Source organism: Pseudomonas sp. AF03-9, assembly GCF_020515815.1.
Taxonomy (GTDB): Bacteria; Pseudomonadota; Gammaproteobacteria; order Pseudomonadales; family Pseudomonadaceae; genus Aquipseudomonas.
Map to the genome: position 1 here is coordinate 256,358 of NZ_JAHPJF010000003.1, position 17,992 is coordinate 274,349.

Consider the following 17,992-nt stretch of genomic DNA (forward strand, 5'->3'; position numbering starts at 1 on the left):
TTTACTTATTTTGCACAGTTTTGGTTTTGTGCCTCATAGATTGGAGTCTGAAATGTCTAAAATACTTATCGCAGGGGCTGGTGGGGCACCGTCCGAGGGCGTGATCAATTCACTTTTGATGGGTGCCAAAGGCGATACGGTTATTGGAATGGGGTCGGAGCCTTCAGACCTCGCGTTGTCAAAGGCAAGTAAGAAGTTTTATATTCCGTACGCCAACACGCCAGAATACCAGGGCAAGCTGATTCAACTATTAAATGCCGAGAAGCCAGATTTAGTTCACTTCCAGAACGATCTTGAGATTTTTCATGCCTCTTTGATACGTGATGCAATTCTTGCAACGGGTACAAAGTTGTTTATGCCCAGTCATGAAGTTATCGATACGTGCGTGCATAAGCATAAGTCTTATGAAGCTTTCAAGCGCGCAGGCATTACAGTGCCCCGCAATATTATGATCAACGACGAGCAGGATCTGCGAGAGGCATTCAAATCCCTCGGGAATGTTGACGGTAAAATTTGGTTGCGTGCGTCCTCTATTGGGGGCGGTGGCAAGGGGGCGATACCTACCAATGACTTTGCCTTGGCTAAGTCGTGGATTGATCATTATAACGGTTGGGGGGATTTTGTAGCTGCTGAGTTGCTCACACCCAACACTATTACATGGCTTTCTATCTGGCACGAAGGTGATTTGGTTGTAGCGCAATCACGTGAGCGTAGAAGTTGGACTCATGGCAATAGAAGTATTTCTGGTGTTACAGGTGTCACGAAAGTTGGGGTTACCTGCGCTAACGATAAAGCCACTGAAGTAGCAATTAACTGTATAAAGGCTGTTTCAGAAAAGCCGCATGGAATATTTGGTGTGGACATGGCGTATGGTTTTGATGGTGTGCCAAATCCTACTGAAATCAATATTTCCAGATTTTTCACAACCGTGCAGTTTTTTACCGAGGCAGGTTTGAATATGCCTGAGATTTTCAAGGATATTGCACTGCACGGGGAGTTTCCACAGCTAGAGTCCATCATCAATCCTTTGCCAAATGACCTTATGTGGCTGCGCGGTATGGATACGCCTCCAAGGTTGACTACCGAGCAAGGTATTCGAGATGAGATTATCTTCATATGAATATTTTAATTACCGGCGCGTCTGGTTTTATTGGCGAGCGGCTATTAGATGCGGCAATCACGCTGTGGGGGAAGGATAGTGTCACTGCGTTCAGTTCTCGGAAAATCGAGGGCTGTTATAGCATTGTTTATAATAAATCATTGCCCGGTTTCGGTTTGCAGGCCGCGGACCTTGCCAGGATCGAAAATGTCGATGTTTTGATCCATGCGGGAGCCTATACTCCGAAAAGTGGCGGCGAAGCCAATATTTTTAGTGCGTGTAACGGTAATGTTTATTTCACTGAAGAGTTGCTGAAATTACCCTTTAGTAAACTGAGCAGGATATTGTTTGTCAGCACGCTCGATGTGTATGCATCCGCCACTCCGATATCGGAGCTTACACCTACTGTGCCTGCGACCTTGTATGGGTGGTCTAAGCTTTACTGCGAACAAATGGTTTCACTGTTTGCCCGTGAGAAAAAAATTAATCATACAATTCTGCGCGTCGGCCACGTCTACGGACCAGGTGAGGAGAAATACGCGAAATTCCTACCCAAAACTATCACAAGTATCCTGGCAGGCGGACCTGTTGAGTTGTACGGGGATGGGGCTGAGTTAAGAAGTTTCATTTATATTGATGATGTCGTTACGGCGCTGCTCGCTGCGGTTGACTTGGCGGAACAGGTTTCTGTCATTAACATCGTCGGTGGTACCGCCGTATCAATCAAAACAGTATTGGATGAGTTGGTTGCAATCAGTGGTCGGCCCGTTGAAATAGTTCGGCGCGAATTTTCGGGTGTTAAGCGCGACTTTGTTTTTGATACAATGTTGTTAAAGAAATATTTGCTACCTCAAGAGACACCTTTCTTGTTGGGGCTGAACGCCGAGTTTGCTTACTTCGAGAGCCTCAAGTGAATATTATATTTGATCTCGATGGCACGCTGATCGACTCGCGTCTTCGCCTATATCAGCTTTTCCAAAAGTTGGTTCCGGAGTCACGGCTTGATTATATTCAGTACTGGGATTTTAAATTTGCGGGGCTTTCAAATGAGGCGATTTTGTCGCGCCAATTCGGCCTTGGAGAAACGCAGGTTATAGAGTTTCGTGAGCGATGGATGGATTTAATTGAAAGTCCGGAATTTCTTTCGATAGATACGAATTTTCCCGGTGTGCATGCTGCGTTATCGCGGTTGAAAAGTGAGGCGAAATTGTATGTTTGCACGGCGCGTCAGTTGGTTGACCCTGTCTATGTGCAACTGGAAAGTCTGAAGTTGCTCGAGTATTTTGAAAGTGTGATGGTTACCGAACAGCGCAATACAAAAGATTTTTTGATTTCGCAAAACGTCAAGGATTTGAGTTCGGCTGATTGGGTGATTGGCGATACAGGGAAAGATATACAGGTGGGTGCTGCGCTCGGTATGAGTACCTGTGCTGTATTGACCGGTTTTATGAAGCGTGAGGCTTTACTTAAATACTGTCCGAGTCGAGTTGTCGAGTCGGTCATCGACTTTGCGCTTTAGTATCAGAGCGCTATCGGCTCGACGGTCAATTTAGTTATAAGGATTCATGGAGTGTTTTTGAGTTTTTAAGTTGCTTCTGATTTTATTTGGTAGAGTCGAAATAATAGCCTTTATTCAGGTTTGCATAATTTTCTATGACTATTTATTTCCTGAAGCACCTTTCGAATACTTAAATTTACACCCTGTAACTCAACCCTCTTTGACGAATCCCCCACATCACCTAAGTTTGAAAAGCAGCTTCGGAAAAGCTGCTTTTCTCTTATTGATCCCAAGGAGCGTCACCCATGCAAAACACCTACATTTCTTCCCTGATCTTCGCTGTCCTCGCCACACTTTCCGTCACCACCACCGCCGCCCCTTCGATCAAACCCGAAGCCCCAGCGCCCATTTCCGCGCAGATCAACAAGGCCGAGCAATCCGCCAAGGTGAACCTGAACGCCGCCGACGCGGAGACCCTGCGTCGGGATCTGTTTGGCATCGGTGCCGCCAAAGCCAAGGCGATCATCGCCTACCGCGATAGCAATGGGCCGTTCACGGCGGTAGATGAGTTGCTGGAAGTGAAGGGGATCGGCAAGGCGCTGCTGGAGAAGAATCGCGAAAGGCTGTCGATCAACTGAGGCGTCAGGGAGGCCGGTCATTGACCGGCCTTTTCGTCATCCTGTATCTGCGCCTTCAAGGTATCGCGCACCACCGCCATGATCCGCGCCGCCAACTGCGGATTCTCGACACTCCTGGCCAGCACCAATGCGCCCACCAGTGTCGACATCACCACCAGGCTCTGCGCATCACCGCGGCCTTCACCCAGCGCTGTTTCAATCTGCTTGAGCCGTGCGTCGAGTACAGCGTCCGTTGTTGGACTAGGCTGGCCTCTCATCCCCAACTCGGAGCACATGGTTGGCAGCGGGCAACCCTGGTCCGGGGAGACCTGGTGCCAGTCCGACAAGTAGCTGTCGATGAACGCGTCCAGCGGCCGCTCCTGGCTGAAGAGTGTCTCGCAATGCGCATTGAGTTCTGCCGCCGAGGCGAGGAGGGCCTTTTCCACCAGTTCGTCCTTGGACTTGAAGTGTGCGTAGAACCCGCCATGGGTCAGGTTCAGCGCCTTCATCAAGGGTTGCAAGCCGGTGGCGCCAATGCCATCGCGGCGAAAGCGCACGGACGCTTCCTTGATGATGCGTTGGTGAGTCTTGGCTTTGTGGTCTCGGGAATAACGCATAAGGCGGCCTCGGGAACGAGGGGGAAGTTTAACCAAGTTGAACGTTATTACGCATCTGCACACAGGTCTGCAGCTTGGCATGAAAAGTGATTACGTCTACAGCGCAGATTGTTCAACAATCACGAGGTAAAGATGACGCTCAGTTTGTCGCTGGCCGACCAGATCGCTCTGGAGCTGCGCGCCGATATCATCGGCGGGCGGTTGTTACCTGGAATGGCGTTGGTCGAGGTGGAATTGGTCAAGAGGTACAACGCGTCGCGCAATACGATCCGCGAAGCGTTGCACCGTTTGGGGCAGGAGGGCCTGACCCGTTATGTGCGCAACAAGGGGGTCATGGTCCGGCGCCTGGAGCGCGACGAGGTGCGCGATTTGTTTGTCGTCCGACGTACCCTGGAGCTGCAGGCCATCGCCCAAAGCCGCGCGCTGACATCCGATCAGTCTGAGCGCATGCAGAACGCCATCGATGCCACCAGCCTGGCGCGGGAGCGTGAGGATTGGCGAGCCGTGGCCACCCACAGCCTGGTGTTCCACCAGCAGATTGTCGGCTTGATGCGCAGCCCCTTGTTTGATGAATTTTTCGCCCAGGTGATCGCGCAGCTGCGCCTGGTGTTTTGTGCGGCGCCCGACGAGCAGCGCTTCCAGTCGCCTTGGCTGGAGCGTGATCGTGAGATTTACACGTTACTGGTCCAGGAGGACAAACCGGCGGCAGGCGAAGCGATGAGCGTGTACCTGGATGATTCGGAACGTCTGTCACTGGCCCTGTTCACCCAACCCTGATCGAGGAACCCCATCATGTACAAAGACTATCCGGCCGCCTATCAGGTCAGCAAAGGTTCGGCGTTGCAGGTCGACACCGCGTTTTATGAGCGGATTCGTGAGCGTGCCGACCAGCGCACGTTGATCGAACAATTCGAGGTGCCGATTCGCACGGGGAGGGCGTGGAAGGTGCCGGCAGGGCATGTGTTCCGGGTGACTACGCCGGTCGGTCCGCAGGTGGGGGATTTCAATGTATGGAACGCCAACGATCCGCGCGAGCGCCTCTGGGCGGCACGCACGCGGCAGTTGCAGGGTGCGCATGTCAGTACCCATGACCGGTTGTGGTCGAACCTGCCGTTCCTGCGGCCGCTGGTTACGATCACCGATGACAGCCTGGCGGGCTATGGCATCGATGAACACGGCGGGCGCCTGCACGATTTGCTTGGCACGCGCTGCGATCCCTATGTGAACCGCATGCTCACCGGCGAGGATTTCCACCACCACTGCCATTCGAACCTGACGCGTGCGGTATTGCCCCACGGCCTGACGGAATTCGACGTGCATGACGTGCTGAATATTTTCCAGTGCACCGGCCTCAATCATGACGACATGTATTTCATGAAGGCGTGCCCGGCGCGCAAGGGCGATTACCTGGAGTTCTTTGCCGAGATTGATCTGCTGTGCGCGCTGTCGACATGCCCGGGCGGGGACTTGTCACTGCCGATGTGGGGGCCCAACGCCCAGGACCCCCTGACGGTGTGCCGTCCGTTGGGTGTCGAGATCTATCGGTTGGACGAGGCGCTGCTGGATGGCTGGAGCCAGCCGGAACGTGCTGCCTATAAGGGGCAGCACGGTTTGCAGATTGCCAAGGCTGCCTGGGAGTAACCCAAGGCTCAGCGATCCTGCGCGTCCTTGGCATCCGCCTGGGCGTTGCGTTCGGCCACGCGCTTGCGTTGTTCGTCGGTGAGTTCCACTTTGTTGGCGCTGTCCCGCAGCATCAGCAAGCCACCGACGATCGATCCGATCGCTACCACTAAAATCAACCACGCATACCACGGCATAAGGCTCTCCTTGAGGCAGATTGCCGTGGGAGAATTTTCCCACGGTAATAACTGCTTTGAGTGACGGGCTTTCTGAGTAGTTCAGTGTAGGCCCGTTCTGCCTCAAGTAGATCAGAGCCCGGTCAACATCGCATCCGCCGGGGCATCGGCGCGGTTTTGTGCAGTCAACTGGAAGTAGGCAAACCCGACTGCCATGAAGGCCAGAAAAATCAGCCCGATCAGCGCGTTGAACCAGGCCATCGCGACCAGGCACACCACCGCCAGTACCAGCGCGATGCCCGGCACAATCGGATAACCCGGCGCGCGGAAGGTGCGTTCCAGCAGCGGCTCGGTCTTACGCAACTTGAACAGGCTGAGCATGCTCATGATGTACATCACGATGGCGCCGAACACTGCCATGGTGATCATCGCGGCGGTCAGTGTCATGCCGCCCAGGTTGATCAGGCCGTCGCTGTAGATCGCGGCGATACCGACCACGCCACCGGCGATGATGGCGCGGTGCGGCGTCTGAAAACGTGACAGCTTGGCCAGGAAAGATGGCAGGTAACCGGCGCGAGCCAGGGCGAAGAACTGACGCGAGTAGCCGAGGATAATGCCGTGGAAGCTGGCCACCAGGCCGAACAAACCGATCCATACCAGCATGTGCAGCCAGCCGGAGCTGTCGCCCACCACGGTTTTCATCGCTTGGGGCAGCGGGTCGTTGATGTTCGACAGGGTGCGCCAGTCGCCCACGCCACCGGCGAAGAACATCACGCCCATGGCCAGGATCACCAAGGTCAGGATGCCGCTGATGTAGGCTTTTGGAATAGTGCGCTTCGGATCTTTTGCTTCTTCAGCGGCCATGGCCGCGCCTTCGATGGCGAGGAAGAACCAGATCGCAAACGGAATCGCCGCAAACATCCCGGCAATGGCCGGTGCGCCGAAGGTGTCGGAACCGGCCCAGCCATTCAGGGCGAAGTTGCTGAAGCTGAACGCCGGGGCGACTACGCCCATGAACACCAGCAACTCGGCCACGGCGAGCACGCACACCACCAGCTCAAAGGTGGCGGCGAGTTTCACCCCGAGGATGTTCAGGCCCATGAATACGATGTAAGCGCCGACGGCCGCGTGTTTTGGGTCGAGAGCCGGGAACTGCACGTTGAGATAGGCGCCGATGGCCAAGGCGATGGCGGGCGGGGCGAAGACAAATTCGATCAAAGTCGCCAGCCCGGCAATCAAGCCGCCTTTCTCTCCGAACGCCCGGCGGCTGTAGGCAAACGGCCCGCCAGCGTGGGGAATTGCGGTGGTCAGCTCGGTGAAACTGAAGATAAAGCAGGTGTACATCGCGGCGACCATCAACGACGTCACCAAGAAGCCCAAGGTCCCGGCCACGCCCCAGCCATAGCTCCAGCCGAAGTATTCCCCGGAAATCACCAGCCCGACGGCAATGCCCCACAAATGCAGGGTGCCCAAGGTGGGTTTGAGTTGTGTGTTCATCGTGCTGCGCTCCCTGAACGGTTTGGAATGATTCAAGGTGTTGCAGCGGCCATGCCAGCCTGAGAATCATTGTCGTAAAGCCGCGCAACTGTCGTGGGGGGAATGGTTTGGCGTTTGAATCCCGCCAGGGTTGCACCAGATAAGTGCGGCGGTGCTTGAACCGACGCTTTCGCGAGCAAGCCCGCGCCCACACTCGACCGCGTTCGCCAGGCAAGCACCCATCAAAATGTGTGCGGGCTTGCTCGCTAAGAGGCCCGCCCAGACACCGAAAGCCCCCCTGTAACCCCCGCATAAACCCACTCTTTACGCCGTCTTTACGCCCCGCCCATACCCTCGCTCTCGTTCCTTTACGCCACTCCTGCGGACAATTACCCCACACGCGGCAACACGCCGCTAAACGGAGAGACTTCCATGAGCGTTCTGGACGGGGTGTCACTGCTATTGGCCGTGGCGCTGTTCATTTATCTGCTGGTTGCGCTGTTACGCGCGGATCGGAACTAGGAGCTGGCCATGCACAGTTATGACTATTGGCTGATCATCGCCTTCTTTGCCTTGGTGCTACTGCCCGCGCCGTTCCTGGGGCGGTTCTACTACAAGGTGATGGAAGGCCAGCGCACCTGGCTGAGCCCGGTGCTGGGGCCGGTGGAAAACGCCTGCTATCGCGTGGCCGGTGTCGACGCGCAGGCAGAACAGAGCTGGCAGAAATATGCGCTGGCCCTGCTGGCGTTCAACCTCGCCGGTTTCTTGCTGTTGTTCGCGATCTTGCTGTTCCAGGACTATCTCCCACTGAACCCGCAGAAATTGCCGGGTCAGGAATGGACCCTTGCCTTCAACACCGCCGTCAGTTTCATGACCAACACCAACTGGCAGTCCTATAGCGGGGAGGCGTCCCTGAGCTACCTCAGCCAGATGGCTGGCCTGACCGTGCAGAACTTCGTCAGCGCCGCCACCGGCCTGGCCGTCTTGGTCGCCTTGTGCCGTGGGATCGGCCGTAAATCCGCCAAGACCTTGGGCAACTTCTGGGTCGATATGACCCGCGCCACCCTCTACGGCCTGCTGCCACTGTGCCTGGTGCTGGCGCTGTTGCTGGTCTGGCAGGGCGTCCCGCAAACCTTCGCCCATTACATTGACGCGGTGACGCTGCAAGGCGTGGATCAAGTGATCCCCCTGGGCCCGGCCGCCAGCCAGATCGCGATCAAGCAACTGGGCACCAACGGTGGTGGCTTCTTTGGCGTCAACTCGGCGCATCCGTTTGAAGACCCGACCGCGTGGGCCAACCTGTTCGAGGTGGCGTCGATCATCCTGATCCCTGTGGCGCTGGTGTTCACCTTCGGTCACTACGTCAAGGATCTGCGTCAGAGCCGTGCAATTCTCGGCTGCATGCTTGCGCTGTTCCTGATCGGCGGCGCGACGTCGTTGTGGTCCGAATACCAGCCCAACCCGACCCTGAACACCCCGGCCGTCGAGCAGACCGCACCGCTGGAAGGCAAAGAGGCGCGCTTCGGTACTACCGGCACCGTGCTCTGGTCGGTGACCACCACGGCGGCGTCCAACGGTTCGGTCAACGGCATGCAGGACAGCCTCAACCCGCTGAGCGGCATGGTGGCGATGGTTAACATGATGGTCGGCGAAGTGATCTTCGGCGGCGTCGGCGCCGGCATGTACGGCATGCTGCTCAACGTGTTGATCGCCGTGTTCCTCGCTGGCCTGATGATCGGCCGCACCCCCGAATACCTGGGCAAGAAACTCCAGGCCAAGGAAGTGCAATTGCTCGTCGTCACCTTGCTGGTGATGCCGGTGGGCGTGCTTGTGCTTGGCGCCATTGCGGCCAGCCTGCCTGGCCCGGCGAGTGCCATCAGCAACCCCGGCCCCCACGGTTTCAGCCAGTTGCTCTACGCCTACACCTCGGCCAGCGCCAACAATGGTTCGGCGTTCGCTGGCTTCAGTGCCAACACCGCGTTCCACAACCTGATGCTTGGCCTGGGCATGTTGATCGGGCGCTTCGGCTACATCCTCCCGGTGCTGGCCCTGGCCGGCAGCCTGGCGATGAAGAAGGCTGCACCGATTGGCCAAAACAGCTTTCCGACCCATGGCCCACTGTTCGTGACCCTGTTGACCGTAACCATTTTGCTGGTGGGCGGCCTGACGTTCCTGCCAACGCTGGCACTAGGCCCGATTGCTGAACACCTGAGCATGGGCTTCTAAGGGGATATGAAAATGAATATGCCTGCAAAAAACGCAGCTCCGGTGAAAGCCCAGGAGCCCGCCAAAACCGCTATCTCTGCCCTGTGGCGCCCGGCGCTGATCCAGGCGTTCGTCAAGCTGGACCCGCGCCAGTTGCAACGCTCGCCGGTGATGCTGGTGGTCGAGCTGACCGCCATCCTCACCACCGTGTTGTGCTTTGTGCCGGACACCACCGTGCCGACCTTCGTCGCTGTGCAAATCGCCGTGTGGCTGTGGTTCACCGTGCTGTTCGCCAACTTCGCCGAAGCCTTGGCTGAAGGGCGTGGCAAGGCCCGCGCCGACAGCCTCAAGGCTGGCAGCGAAGGCCTCAGCGCCCGGCGCAAGGAAACCGACGGCAGCTTCAAGGTGGTGCCGGCCACCAGCCTGCGTAAAGGCGATGTAGTGCGCGTCGCTGCCGGGGAAATGATCCCCGGTGACGGCGAGGTCATCGAAGGTATCGCCGCGGTCAACGAAGCGGCGATCACCGGCGAATCCGCACCGGTGATCCGCGAATCCGGTGGCGACCGCTCGGCGGTCACCGGCAACACGCGGCTGGTCTCGGACTGGCTGCTGATCCGCATCACCGCCAACCCTGGCGAGTCGACCCTGGACCGCATGATCGCCCTGGTCGAAGGCGCCAAGCGCCAGAAGACCCCCAACGAAGTGGCGCTGGATATTCTGCTGATCGGCCTGACGCTGATCTTCCTGCTGGTGGTGGTGACGTTGCAGCCGTTCGCCCACTTCGCCAGTGGCAGCTTGCCGCTGGTGTTCTTGGTCGCACTGCTGGTGACGCTGATTCCTACCACCATTGGCGGCCTGTTGTCGGCCATCGGCATCGCCGGCATGGACCGTCTGGTGCGCCTGAACGTGATCGCCAAATCCGGCCGTGCGGTGGAAGCGGCGGGGGACGTGCACGTGTTGCTGCTGGACAAGACCGGCACCATCACCTTCGGCAACCGTCGTTGCGCGGCGGTGGTCGCGGCCCCTGGCGTCAGCGGCAAGGAAGTCGCCGAAGGCGCGCTGTTTGCCTCCCTGGCGGATGACACGGCCGAAGGCAAATCCATCGTCGAATACCTGCGCGCCTTGCACCCCCAGGCCGAACCGGCGCCCGAGCAACTGACCGGCGTACCGTTCAGTGCCGAAACCCGTTTGTCCGGGGTCGACTATCAAGGCCGTGTGTTCCGCAAAGGCGCGGTGGATTCGCTGCTCGCCTTCCTCGGCCAGCAACGCGGTGAACTGGCCCCGGCGCTGTCACGGGAAATCGACAAGATCGCCCAGAGCGGCGGCACGCCATTGCTAGTGTGCGCCGACGGCAAGTTGCTCGGCGCGATCCACCTCAAGGACGTGGTCAAACCCGGCATCCGCGAACGTTTCGCCGAACTGCGCAAGCTGGGGATTCGCACCGTGATGGTCACCGGCGACAACCCGCTGACCGCCGCCGCGATTGCCGCTGAAGCCGGGGTGGACGACGTGCTGGCCGAAGCCACCCCGGAGAAAAAACTCGCGCGCATTCGCCACGAGCAGAACGACGGCCGCCTGGTCGCCATGTGCGGCGACGGTGCCAACGACGCCCCGGCCCTGGCCCAGGCGGACGTCGGCATGGCGATGAACGACGGCACCCAGGCCGCCCGCGAAGCCGCCAACATGGTCGACCTCGACAGCGACCCGACCAAGCTGCTGGACGTGGTGCAGATCGGCAAGGAACTGCTGGTGACCCGTGGCGCGCTGACCACCTTTTCCATCGCCAACGACGTGGCCAAGTACTTCGCGATCCTGCCGGCGCTGTTCGCCTCGATCTATCCGCAACTGGGCGTGCTCAATGTGATGCATCTGCAAAGCCCGCAGAGCGCGATCCTCTCGGCCATCGTGTTCAACGCGCTGATCATCGTGGTGCTGATTCCCCTGGCGCTGCGCGGTGTGCGCGTGCAAGCGGCGAGCGCGGCGGCGTTGCTGCGGCGCAACCTGTTGATCTACGGCCTGGGCGGGATTTTGGTGCCGTTCGTGGGCATCAAGGCGATCGACATGCTGCTGACCGCACTGCACTTGGTTTGAGCCCTATGACTGTCTGTGGCGAGGGCGCTTGCGCCCGTTGGACCGCGTAACGGTTCCACGTTTTGCGGCTGCTGCGCAGCCGAACGGGGGCAAGCGCCCTCGCCACGGTGGTTCTCGATTTGTTAAGGAGTTGAACATGGCTAACATCATCCGCCCGGCCCTGAGCCTGCTGGTGCTCATGACCCTGATTACCGGCGTCGCCTATCCACTGGTGGTCACTGGCGTCGCCCAAGTCGCCTTTCCCGAGCAGGCCAACGGCAGCCTGGTGTACGACGCCAGCGGCAAGGTGCGCGGCTCCAGCCTGATCGCCCAGGATTTCAGCGGTGACAACTGGTTCCACCCGCGCCCATCCGCGGGTGCCTTTGCCACGGTCTCCAGCAGCGCCAGCAACCTCGGCCCAAGCAACCCGGCATTGGCCACGCGTATCTTCGAGGACGCGAGTAAACAACTGGTGCCAAGCCAGGGGCCGGTGCCTTTGGCCTCGCTGACTACCTCTGGCAGCGGTCTTGATCCACACTTGCCACCACAGGCGATTGCCTATCAACTGGCGCGCGTGGCGGCGGCGCGGAATGTGCCGGTGTCGACCTTGCAGCGCTTGTTGGATGAGCACATTGAAAGCCCGTTGGTGGGCCCGCCGGTGGTGAATGTGCTGGCATTGAACATGGCCCTGGAAAAACTGTAAGCAGTGAAACCGCCATCGCGGGCAAGCCCGCTCCCACATTTGCAATGCAAGCCCTTGTGGGAGCGGGCTTGCCCGCGATGACGGCCTTAAAGACTGTAAATAAACACCTGAAGGAACCCCCTACATGAGCGACTCCGGCCGCGCCGATGCCTTATTAGCCGATCTGCCCCGCAACGGCCGTGGCCGGCTCAAAGTCTTTCTCGGCGCCGCGCCGGGGGTGGGCAAGACCTACGCCATGCTCCAGGCCGCCCATACGCAGCTGCGCCAGGGCGTCAAACTCATCGCCGGGGTGGTCGAAACCCATGGCCGCGCCGAGACCGAAGCGCTGCTCAGCGGCCTGCCGCAGCAACCGCTGTTGCGCAGCGAATACCGCGGCGTGATGCTCGAAGAGATGGACCTCGACGGCCTGCTCGCCGCCAAGCCCAAGCTGGTACTGGTGGACGAACTGGCCCATAGCAACGCCCCTGGCAGCCGGCATGAAAAGCGCTGGCAAGACATCCAGGAGCTGCTCGCCGCTGGCATCAACGTGTTCACCACAGTCAACGTCCAACACCTGGAAAGCCTCAACGACCAAGTGCGCGGCATCACCGGCGTGCAAGTGCGCGAAACCCTGCCGGACTGGGTGCTGCAAGAGGCCGACGAACTGCTGTTGATCGACCTGCCTTCCCGTGAGCTGCTCGAGCGCCTGCGCGACGGCAAGGTGTACGTGCCGGAACAAGCCCGCGCCGCCATCGACGCGTTCTTCACCCAGACCAACCTGATGGCCCTGCGCGAACTGGCGATGCAGACCGCCGCCGCCCACGTCGACGATGACTTGGCCCAAGGCTATCGCCAGCTCGGCCAGGCCGCACCGGCTGTGCGCGGGCGCTTGCTGGTCGGCGTGGACGGCGATGCCCAGGCCGAACGCCTGGTGCGCCATGCCAGCCGCGTGGCCCAGCGTCGGCATCTGCCGTGGAGCCTGGTGCATATCGACAACGGCCGGGCGCGGGATGAGCAATCGCGTCTGCGCCTGCAAAACGCCCAGCAACTGGCCGAGCGCCTCGGCGGCGAAGTGGTGTTGCTGCGTGCGGGGGAAGTGGCCAAGACCCTGATCCAGCACGCCGCCGAACGCCGCGCCAGTTTGCTGCTGGTGGGACAGTCGCGGATGCGCTGGCACCGTCGCGTGTTCGGCGGTGGTCTGGCGGCGCGTCTGTTGCGCAATGCGCGGGGCTTGGAAATCAACGTCCTCGACAGCGACGACGTCCCCGCGCCGCCACGCCTGCCGGATGTACGTGGGTTGGTGTGGTTCGACTACGGCCTGGCGGTTGCCGCCACCGTGGTGGCGGCGGCGTTGGCCTGGGCGGTGGCCAGCGTGTTGCCGTTGCCGAATATCTCCCTGGTGTTCCTCGCTGCCGTGCTGCTGGTGGCGGTGCGCAGCAGTCTGGGGCCATCGCTGGTGTGTGCGGCGCTGTCGTTTCTGACGTATGACTTCCTGTTTATCCCGCCGAATTTTTCCTTCGCGATCCAGCGTGAAGAAGATGTGCTGACGCTGCTGTTTTTCCTGCTGATGGCGGCGCTCACCGGCAACCTCGCCGCGCGTCAACGCCGGCAGTTGCAGGCGCTGCGCGACACCCAGGAAGAAACCAGCGAGTTGCTCGACCTGTCGCGCAAACTCACCGCCGCCACCGATCGCCAGGCGGTGATCAGTGCGGCGGCCCATCACCTGGAAGGTTGGAGCGACCTCGACTTATGCCTGGTCAACCGCGACGGCCAGGGCGGTTGGACCATCGAGACCGGCGGCCCGCTGACCCTCACCGAAGCCGAACGCGCCGCCGCCGACTGGGCCTGGCAACACGACCAGCCGGCCGGCATGGGCACCGGTACCTTGCCGTTCGGGCGTTGGTGGTGGTGGCCGCTGTCGGGTGAAGAGGGCCCGTTGGGCTTGCTCGGCGTGAGTCCCAAGCCGGGCCTGGAGTTGAGCGGCCAGCGTCGCCGTTTGCTCACGGCCTTGAGCCAGCCGCTGGCGCAAGCCCTGGCCCGTGCGCAACTGGCGCAGGAGTTGGAATCGGCACGCCTGCACGGTGAAACCGAGCAACTGCGCAGCGCCTTGCTCGCGTCGGTGTCCCACGATTTGCGCACGCCGCTGACCGCCATGCGCGGCAGCATCGACAGCCTGCTGGCCCTCGGTGAAGCTATTCCGCTGGAGGATCGCCGCGAGTTGCTGGAAGGTACCCGCGATGAGGCCGAGCGTCTCGACCGTTATATCCAGAACCTGCTCGACATGACACGCCTGGGCCACGGTGCGCTGAAGCTGGCGCGTGACTGGGTGGCGCCGGGTGACATCGTCGGCAGCGCGCTTGGCCGGCTGCGCGCCGTGCTGGCGCCATTGCAGGTGCGCACTGAGGTGCCATCGGGGTTGCCCTTGCTCTACGTGCATGCGGCGCTGATCGAGCAGGCGTTGGTCAATGTGTTGGAAAACGCCGCACGGTTTTCGCCCGCCCACGGGCGTTTGGACTTGAGTGCGGGGGTGTCGGATAACCAGCTGTTTTTTGCAGTTGCCGACGAAGGCCCGGGGATTCCCGAGGACGAGCGCGCGAAAATTTTCGACATGTTCTACACCGCCGCCCGGGGTGATCGCGGCGGGCAGGGCACCGGCCTCGGCCTGGCGATCTGCCAGGGCATGGTCGGCGCGCACGGTGGGCATATCAGCGTGGCCGAAGGTATCGACGGGCGCGGCACCTGCATCACCTTGTTCCTACCGTTGCCGACCCAGCCTGGCCTTGAGCGCGAGGCATGAGCTACCCTGTTTTCTCCGCCGATTCTGATTGGACACCATGAGCCAGACCGCGACGATTTTGGTCATTGATGACGAACCGCAGATCCGCAAATTCCTGCGCATCAGCCTGGCCTCCCAGGGCTACAAAGTGATTGAGGCCGGCACCGGCAATGAAGGCCTGGCCCAGGCCGCGCTGAACAAGCCGGACTTGCTGGTGCTCGACCTCGGCCTGCCGGACATGGACGGCCAGCAGGTGCTGCGTGAGTTTCGCGAATGGTCGATGGTGCCGGTGCTGGTGCTCTCGGTGCGGGCCAGCGAAGGGCAGAAAGTCGAGGCCCTCGACGGTGGCGCGAATGACTACGTGACCAAACCGTTTGGCATCCAGGAGTTTCTTGCCCGCGTGCGTGCGCTGTTGCGCCAGGTGCCGACGGGCGAGGCTCAGGAAGCGTCGTTGAGTTTCGGCCCGTTGACCGTCGACCTGGCCTATCGCCGTGTACTGCTGGACGGTGCCGAGGTGGCCTTGACCCGCAAGGAATACGCGGTACTGGCACAACTGGCGCGTCATCCGGGGCGGGTGATTACCCAGCAGCAATTGCTCAAGGACATCTGGGGGCCGACCCATACCGAAGACAGTCACTACCTGCGGATTGTGGTCGGGCATCTGCGCCAGAAGTTGGCGGATGACCCGACGCAGCCGCGGTTTATCGTGACGGAGGCGGGGGTGGGGTATCGGTTGTTGGGCGCTTAGATCTTTGGTGTATGGGCCGGCCTCTTCGCGGGCTTGCTCGCGAAGGGGTCATCAGCAACACCCCATCATCTCAAGACTGCTCCCGCTCATACCGATCCAACGTATCCCGCGCAATCTCCCGCCCCAACGCGATCAACTCCGGCGCCTTGTAAAACTCGAAAAACCGGCACACCCGCTTCGGCACGTTGATCAACACATCCGGCGGATACCCGGCGATCTTGTATTGCGCCAACGAGGTCTGCATCACCTCGAAACTCTGGTTGATCAAGTCCAGCAACGACGCCGGGCCGACGTTGTCGATGATGAACGAACCGGTCGCCGACTTCGGTGCCCCGGCGGTTTCCGGGGCGGCGGCGGGTTGTTGGGCTTCGGGTTCCGCCGAGTCCAGCCAGGGGTTGATGTCTGCGGCTTCGGCCTGCAATGCCTCTTGCTCCAGCTTCATCAACTGTTCGGCCTGTTTGCGGCGGAAGGGCAGGTGCGAACCGAGGGATTTCGCCAGGCTGTTGAAACGGCTCTTGAACGCTGGTGGGCGCTGGATCACCGGCAATTGGTAGTGTTTCTGGTTGGTGGCGTTGAGGTTGACCGCAATGATCAAGTCGCAATGGCTCGACACCACCGGCACGATCGGCAGCGGGTTGAGCAGGCCGCCGTCCACCAGCATGCGGTTGCCCTGCATCACGGGTGTAAACAGGCTGGGGATCGCCGCCGAGGCGCGCATGGCCTGGTGCAGACAACCTTCCTGGAACCAGATTTCCTGTTGGTTGGTGAGGTCGGTGGCGACGGCGGTGTAGGGGATGCGCAACTCTTCGATGTTCAACTCGCCGACGATCTTGCGGATCTGGCCGAAGACCTTCTCGCCTCGGATCGCCCCCAGGCGAAAACTCACGTCCACCAGGCGCAACACGTCGAGGTAATCGAGGCTTTCGATCCAACTACGGTAGTCATCCAGTTTGCCGGCGGCGTAGATGCCGCCCACTACGGCGCCCATGGAGCAACCAGCGACACAGGCAATGTCGTAGCCGCGCCGTTCGATCTCCTCGATCACTCCGATATGGGCGTAGCCCCGGGCCCCGCCGGAGCCCAGCACCAAGGCAACACGTTTCTTCATGGTCCATGTCCTACAGAAGGCAGGTGCCCACAATGCACCTATTGAGGGGGCGGCTTCAATCTTCGCTGCGGGAGTGATAAGGCTCGGGTATGCTCTGGCAATAGGTAGGATCGATTTCAGGCTAGGGACAAGGCACTTTTCCAAGTAGGCAACGTCTACAACGTACGACTGTTTTTCTTTATTTTGAGGTGTCATCGATGAAAGCCTGGATGTGTGTGCCTGTGATCGTGTTGGCCCTGGCCGGTTGTGCCGGGAAAACCGCGTACCGCGACAGCTGCGGCACGCAATTGGATGCCGCCTGGCATGAGCTGGACCTGGCCAAGGCCGAAGGTTTCGCCGGTACGGTCAGTTACTCCAAGGCTCTGTCGCTGTTGACCGGCGCCAAGACTCAGCAACAGTTCGAAGCGTTTGAAGGCTGCGCCAACAAGGCCGAAAAAGCGCGTTTCTATATTCGTGAGTCGCGCGCCGGGCGTTGATCCGGGCGCTAATAGGATTTTTCATCGGGGAGTGAGGGCAGGATGTCAGCGTTGGTCGATCAGTTAGTCGCTCAGGTCATTGGCCTGGAAGTTGGGTTGCTGAGCTGCCAGGCTCGTCTTGCCGCCGTCACCGACGATGAAGCCCTGCATGATCTGCGCACCACCGTGCGCCGCCTGCGCAGCCTGTTGCGCCCCTTGCGCGGGCTGCCGGGGGTGGAACAGCTGGAAGCGGCCGCCAGCGCGGTCGGCCAGTTGACCACGCCGTTGCGTGACCGCGAGGTGCTGGCGGCGTATTTGCACCAGCACGGTCATCACCTGGCCGCCGACCGACGCCTGCGCTTGCAACCCGAGGCGTATCGGCAGGTGGCACAAGGCCAGGAGCTGGCGCACTTGCTGCTGATCCTCGATGCCTTTCCGCGCTTCATCCGCGCTTCTGAACATCAAAAACTGCTCAAGGGCCTGCGCACGCGTATCGAGAAGCGCCTGGCCAAGCAATGGCAGGCACTTGGCGCCGCGTTGAAAGACCCCGAGCACGATCGCCATCGCCTGCGCTTGTTGATCAAGCGTGTGCGTTACGCCGCCGAAGCGTATCCCGAATTGGACAAACTCCCCGCCAAAGCCCTGCCTCGCCTCAAGGGAGCTCAAGCTGCCCTGGGCGATTGGCACGACTGCTGGCAGTGGCTGGCCCAGGCCCAGCAGCAGGCGGATTTGCAGCCTTGCGTGGCGGTGTGGCAACGCACCATGGCCAAGGCGCAAGGGCAGGCGGATCGCGTGCTGGATAAGCTCAGCGCGGATTGTTTCTGAACCGGTCCGGCTTTTGGCCG

At 60.1% G+C, this 17,992-nt stretch carries 18 protein-coding genes; 14 read left to right on the forward strand and 4 right to left on the reverse strand.

Translation table 11 applies throughout. The features are described 5' to 3' along the window. The first annotated feature begins 52 nt into the window (after positions 1 to 52). The 4 genes from LIY36_RS08160 (at position 53) to LIY36_RS08175 (ending at position 3,235) form a co-directional block, all read left to right on the forward strand. Complete coding sequence (locus LIY36_RS08160) at positions 53 to 1,120, forward strand: carboxylate--amine ligase (RefSeq protein WP_226455372.1); 1,068 nt, start codon at positions 53 to 55, stop codon at positions 1,118 to 1,120. Continuing rightward, positions 1,117 to 2,013 (forward strand): NAD-dependent epimerase/dehydratase family protein, encoded by an 897-nt coding sequence (locus LIY36_RS08165; RefSeq protein WP_226455373.1) that lies wholly within the window; start codon positions 1,117 to 1,119, stop codon positions 2,011 to 2,013. Before LIY36_RS08160 ends, LIY36_RS08165 begins: the two co-directional genes overlap by 4 nt. Next, positions 2,010 to 2,618: an HAD family hydrolase gene (locus LIY36_RS08170; protein WP_226455374.1), complete on the forward strand. Its 609-nt coding sequence runs from the start codon at positions 2,010 to 2,012 to the stop codon at positions 2,616 to 2,618. The genes LIY36_RS08165 and LIY36_RS08170 overlap by 4 nt, the downstream gene beginning before the upstream one ends. A gap of 284 nt (positions 2,619 to 2,902) precedes the next feature. After that, complete coding sequence (locus LIY36_RS08175) at positions 2,903 to 3,235, forward strand: ComEA family DNA-binding protein (RefSeq protein WP_226455375.1); 333 nt, start codon at positions 2,903 to 2,905, stop codon at positions 3,233 to 3,235. 17 nt (positions 3,236 to 3,252) lie between these two features. On the opposite strand, the gene LIY36_RS08180 is transcribed toward LIY36_RS08175, so the two are convergent. Then, the gene (locus LIY36_RS08180; protein ID WP_226455376.1) at positions 3,253 to 3,831 is read right to left on the reverse strand and encodes a TetR/AcrR family transcriptional regulator; all 579 of its coding nucleotides are present in this window, start codon (positions 3,829 to 3,831) and stop codon (positions 3,253 to 3,255) included. A 132-nt stretch (positions 3,832 to 3,963) separates the two neighbouring features. Between LIY36_RS08180 and LIY36_RS08185 the strand changes: the two genes are divergently transcribed. Together LIY36_RS08185 and LIY36_RS08190 are read left to right on the forward strand one after the other, a co-directional pair. Then, the gene (locus LIY36_RS08185) at positions 3,964 to 4,608 is read left to right on the forward strand and encodes a GntR family transcriptional regulator (protein WP_192298709.1); all 645 of its coding nucleotides are present in this window, start codon (positions 3,964 to 3,966) and stop codon (positions 4,606 to 4,608) included. Positions 4,609 to 4,623: 15 nt separating this feature from the next. Then, positions 4,624 to 5,472 (forward strand): urea carboxylase-associated family protein, encoded by an 849-nt coding sequence (locus tag LIY36_RS08190; protein ID WP_226455377.1) that lies wholly within the window; start codon positions 4,624 to 4,626, stop codon positions 5,470 to 5,472. A gap of 8 nt (positions 5,473 to 5,480) precedes the next feature. Here the strand turns inward: LIY36_RS08190 and LIY36_RS08195 are convergent, their stop codons facing one another. Together LIY36_RS08195 and eat are read right to left on the reverse strand one after the other, a co-directional pair. Next, entirely contained in the window at positions 5,481 to 5,648 is a 168-nt protein-coding gene (locus LIY36_RS08195; protein ID WP_008437727.1) for a DUF2897 family protein, read from the reverse strand. 111 nt (positions 5,649 to 5,759) lie between these two features. After that, complete coding sequence (gene eat, locus LIY36_RS08200; RefSeq protein WP_192298711.1) at positions 5,760 to 7,124, reverse strand: ethanolamine permease; 1,365 nt, start codon at positions 7,122 to 7,124, stop codon at positions 5,760 to 5,762. Positions 7,125 to 7,535: 411 nt separating this feature from the next. On the opposite strand from eat, the gene kdpF reads away from it, so the two are divergent. The 6 genes from kdpF to LIY36_RS08230 all read left to right on the forward strand — a co-directional run bounded on the left by kdpF (position 7,536) and on the right by LIY36_RS08230 (position 15,584). After that, positions 7,536 to 7,625 (forward strand): K(+)-transporting ATPase subunit F, encoded by a 90-nt coding sequence (gene kdpF / locus LIY36_RS08205; protein WP_003218754.1) that lies wholly within the window; start codon positions 7,536 to 7,538, stop codon positions 7,623 to 7,625. 9 nt (positions 7,626 to 7,634) lie between these two features. Beyond that, on the forward strand, positions 7,635 to 9,329 hold the full coding sequence (gene kdpA / locus LIY36_RS08210) for a potassium-transporting ATPase subunit KdpA (RefSeq protein ID WP_226455378.1): 1,695 nt from the start codon (positions 7,635 to 7,637) through the stop codon (positions 9,327 to 9,329). 12 nt (positions 9,330 to 9,341) lie between these two features. Further along, positions 9,342 to 11,399 (forward strand): potassium-transporting ATPase subunit KdpB, encoded by a 2,058-nt coding sequence (gene kdpB / locus LIY36_RS08215; protein WP_226455379.1) that lies wholly within the window; start codon positions 9,342 to 9,344, stop codon positions 11,397 to 11,399. 136 nt (positions 11,400 to 11,535) lie between these two features. Next, positions 11,536 to 12,081: a potassium-transporting ATPase subunit KdpC gene (gene kdpC, locus LIY36_RS08220; protein WP_226455380.1), complete on the forward strand. Its 546-nt coding sequence runs from the start codon at positions 11,536 to 11,538 to the stop codon at positions 12,079 to 12,081. A 124-nt stretch (positions 12,082 to 12,205) separates the two neighbouring features. Next, on the forward strand, positions 12,206 to 14,857 hold the full coding sequence (locus LIY36_RS08225; RefSeq protein WP_226455381.1) for a sensor histidine kinase: 2,652 nt from the start codon (positions 12,206 to 12,208) through the stop codon (positions 14,855 to 14,857). Between the two features lie 37 nt (positions 14,858 to 14,894). Further along, the gene (locus LIY36_RS08230) at positions 14,895 to 15,584 is read left to right on the forward strand and encodes a response regulator (protein ID WP_226455382.1); all 690 of its coding nucleotides are present in this window, start codon (positions 14,895 to 14,897) and stop codon (positions 15,582 to 15,584) included. A gap of 70 nt (positions 15,585 to 15,654) precedes the next feature. Here the strand turns inward: LIY36_RS08230 and LIY36_RS08235 are convergent, their stop codons facing one another. Beyond that, entirely contained in the window at positions 15,655 to 16,692 is a 1,038-nt protein-coding gene (locus tag LIY36_RS08235) for a patatin-like phospholipase family protein (RefSeq protein ID WP_226455383.1), read from the reverse strand. Positions 16,693 to 16,889: 197 nt separating this feature from the next. On the opposite strand from LIY36_RS08235, the gene LIY36_RS08240 reads away from it, so the two are divergent. Further along, complete coding sequence (locus LIY36_RS08240; RefSeq protein WP_017734442.1) at positions 16,890 to 17,168, forward strand: hypothetical protein; 279 nt, start codon at positions 16,890 to 16,892, stop codon at positions 17,166 to 17,168. Between the two features lie 42 nt (positions 17,169 to 17,210). After that, positions 17,211 to 17,972, forward strand: coding sequence for a CHAD domain-containing protein (locus tag LIY36_RS08245; RefSeq protein WP_226455384.1), 762 nt, complete (start codon positions 17,211 to 17,213; stop codon positions 17,970 to 17,972). The last annotated feature ends 20 nt before the right edge of the window (positions 17,973 to 17,992 follow it).

Excerpts from the sequence above, each read along its gene's own strand:
- LIY36_RS08160 (WP_226455372.1), top strand. The coding sequence starts at position 53 with ATGTCTAAAATACTTATCGCAGGGGCTGGTGGGGCACCGTCCGAGGGC.
- LIY36_RS08165 (WP_226455373.1), top strand. The coding sequence starts at position 1,117 with ATGAATATTTTAATTACCGGCGCGTCTGGTTTTATTGGCGAGCGGCTA.
- LIY36_RS08175 (WP_226455375.1), top strand. The coding sequence starts at position 2,903 with ATGCAAAACACCTACATTTCTTCCCTGATCTTCGCTGTCCTCGCCACA.
- LIY36_RS08180 (WP_226455376.1), bottom strand. The coding sequence starts at position 3,831 with ATGCGTTATTCCCGAGACCACAAAGCCAAGACTCACCAACGCATCATC.
- LIY36_RS08185 (WP_192298709.1), top strand. The coding sequence starts at position 3,964 with ATGACGCTCAGTTTGTCGCTGGCCGACCAGATCGCTCTGGAGCTGCGC.
- LIY36_RS08190 (WP_226455377.1), top strand. The coding sequence starts at position 4,624 with ATGTACAAAGACTATCCGGCCGCCTATCAGGTCAGCAAAGGTTCGGCG.
- LIY36_RS08195 (WP_008437727.1), bottom strand. The coding sequence starts at position 5,648 with ATGCCGTGGTATGCGTGGTTGATTTTAGTGGTAGCGATCGGATCGATC.
- eat (WP_192298711.1), bottom strand. The coding sequence starts at position 7,124 with ATGAACACACAACTCAAACCCACCTTGGGCACCCTGCATTTGTGGGGC.
- kdpF (WP_003218754.1), top strand. The coding sequence starts at position 7,536 with ATGAGCGTTCTGGACGGGGTGTCACTGCTATTGGCCGTGGCGCTGTTC.
- kdpA (WP_226455378.1), top strand. The coding sequence starts at position 7,635 with ATGCACAGTTATGACTATTGGCTGATCATCGCCTTCTTTGCCTTGGTG.
- kdpB (WP_226455379.1), top strand. The coding sequence starts at position 9,342 with ATGAATATGCCTGCAAAAAACGCAGCTCCGGTGAAAGCCCAGGAGCCC.
- kdpC (WP_226455380.1), top strand. The coding sequence starts at position 11,536 with ATGGCTAACATCATCCGCCCGGCCCTGAGCCTGCTGGTGCTCATGACC.
- LIY36_RS08225 (WP_226455381.1), top strand. The coding sequence starts at position 12,206 with ATGAGCGACTCCGGCCGCGCCGATGCCTTATTAGCCGATCTGCCCCGC.
- LIY36_RS08230 (WP_226455382.1), top strand. The coding sequence starts at position 14,895 with ATGAGCCAGACCGCGACGATTTTGGTCATTGATGACGAACCGCAGATC.
- LIY36_RS08235 (WP_226455383.1), bottom strand. The coding sequence starts at position 16,692 with ATGAAGAAACGTGTTGCCTTGGTGCTGGGCTCCGGCGGGGCCCGGGGC.
- LIY36_RS08240 (WP_017734442.1), top strand. The coding sequence starts at position 16,890 with ATGAAAGCCTGGATGTGTGTGCCTGTGATCGTGTTGGCCCTGGCCGGT.
- LIY36_RS08245 (WP_226455384.1), top strand. The coding sequence starts at position 17,211 with ATGTCAGCGTTGGTCGATCAGTTAGTCGCTCAGGTCATTGGCCTGGAA.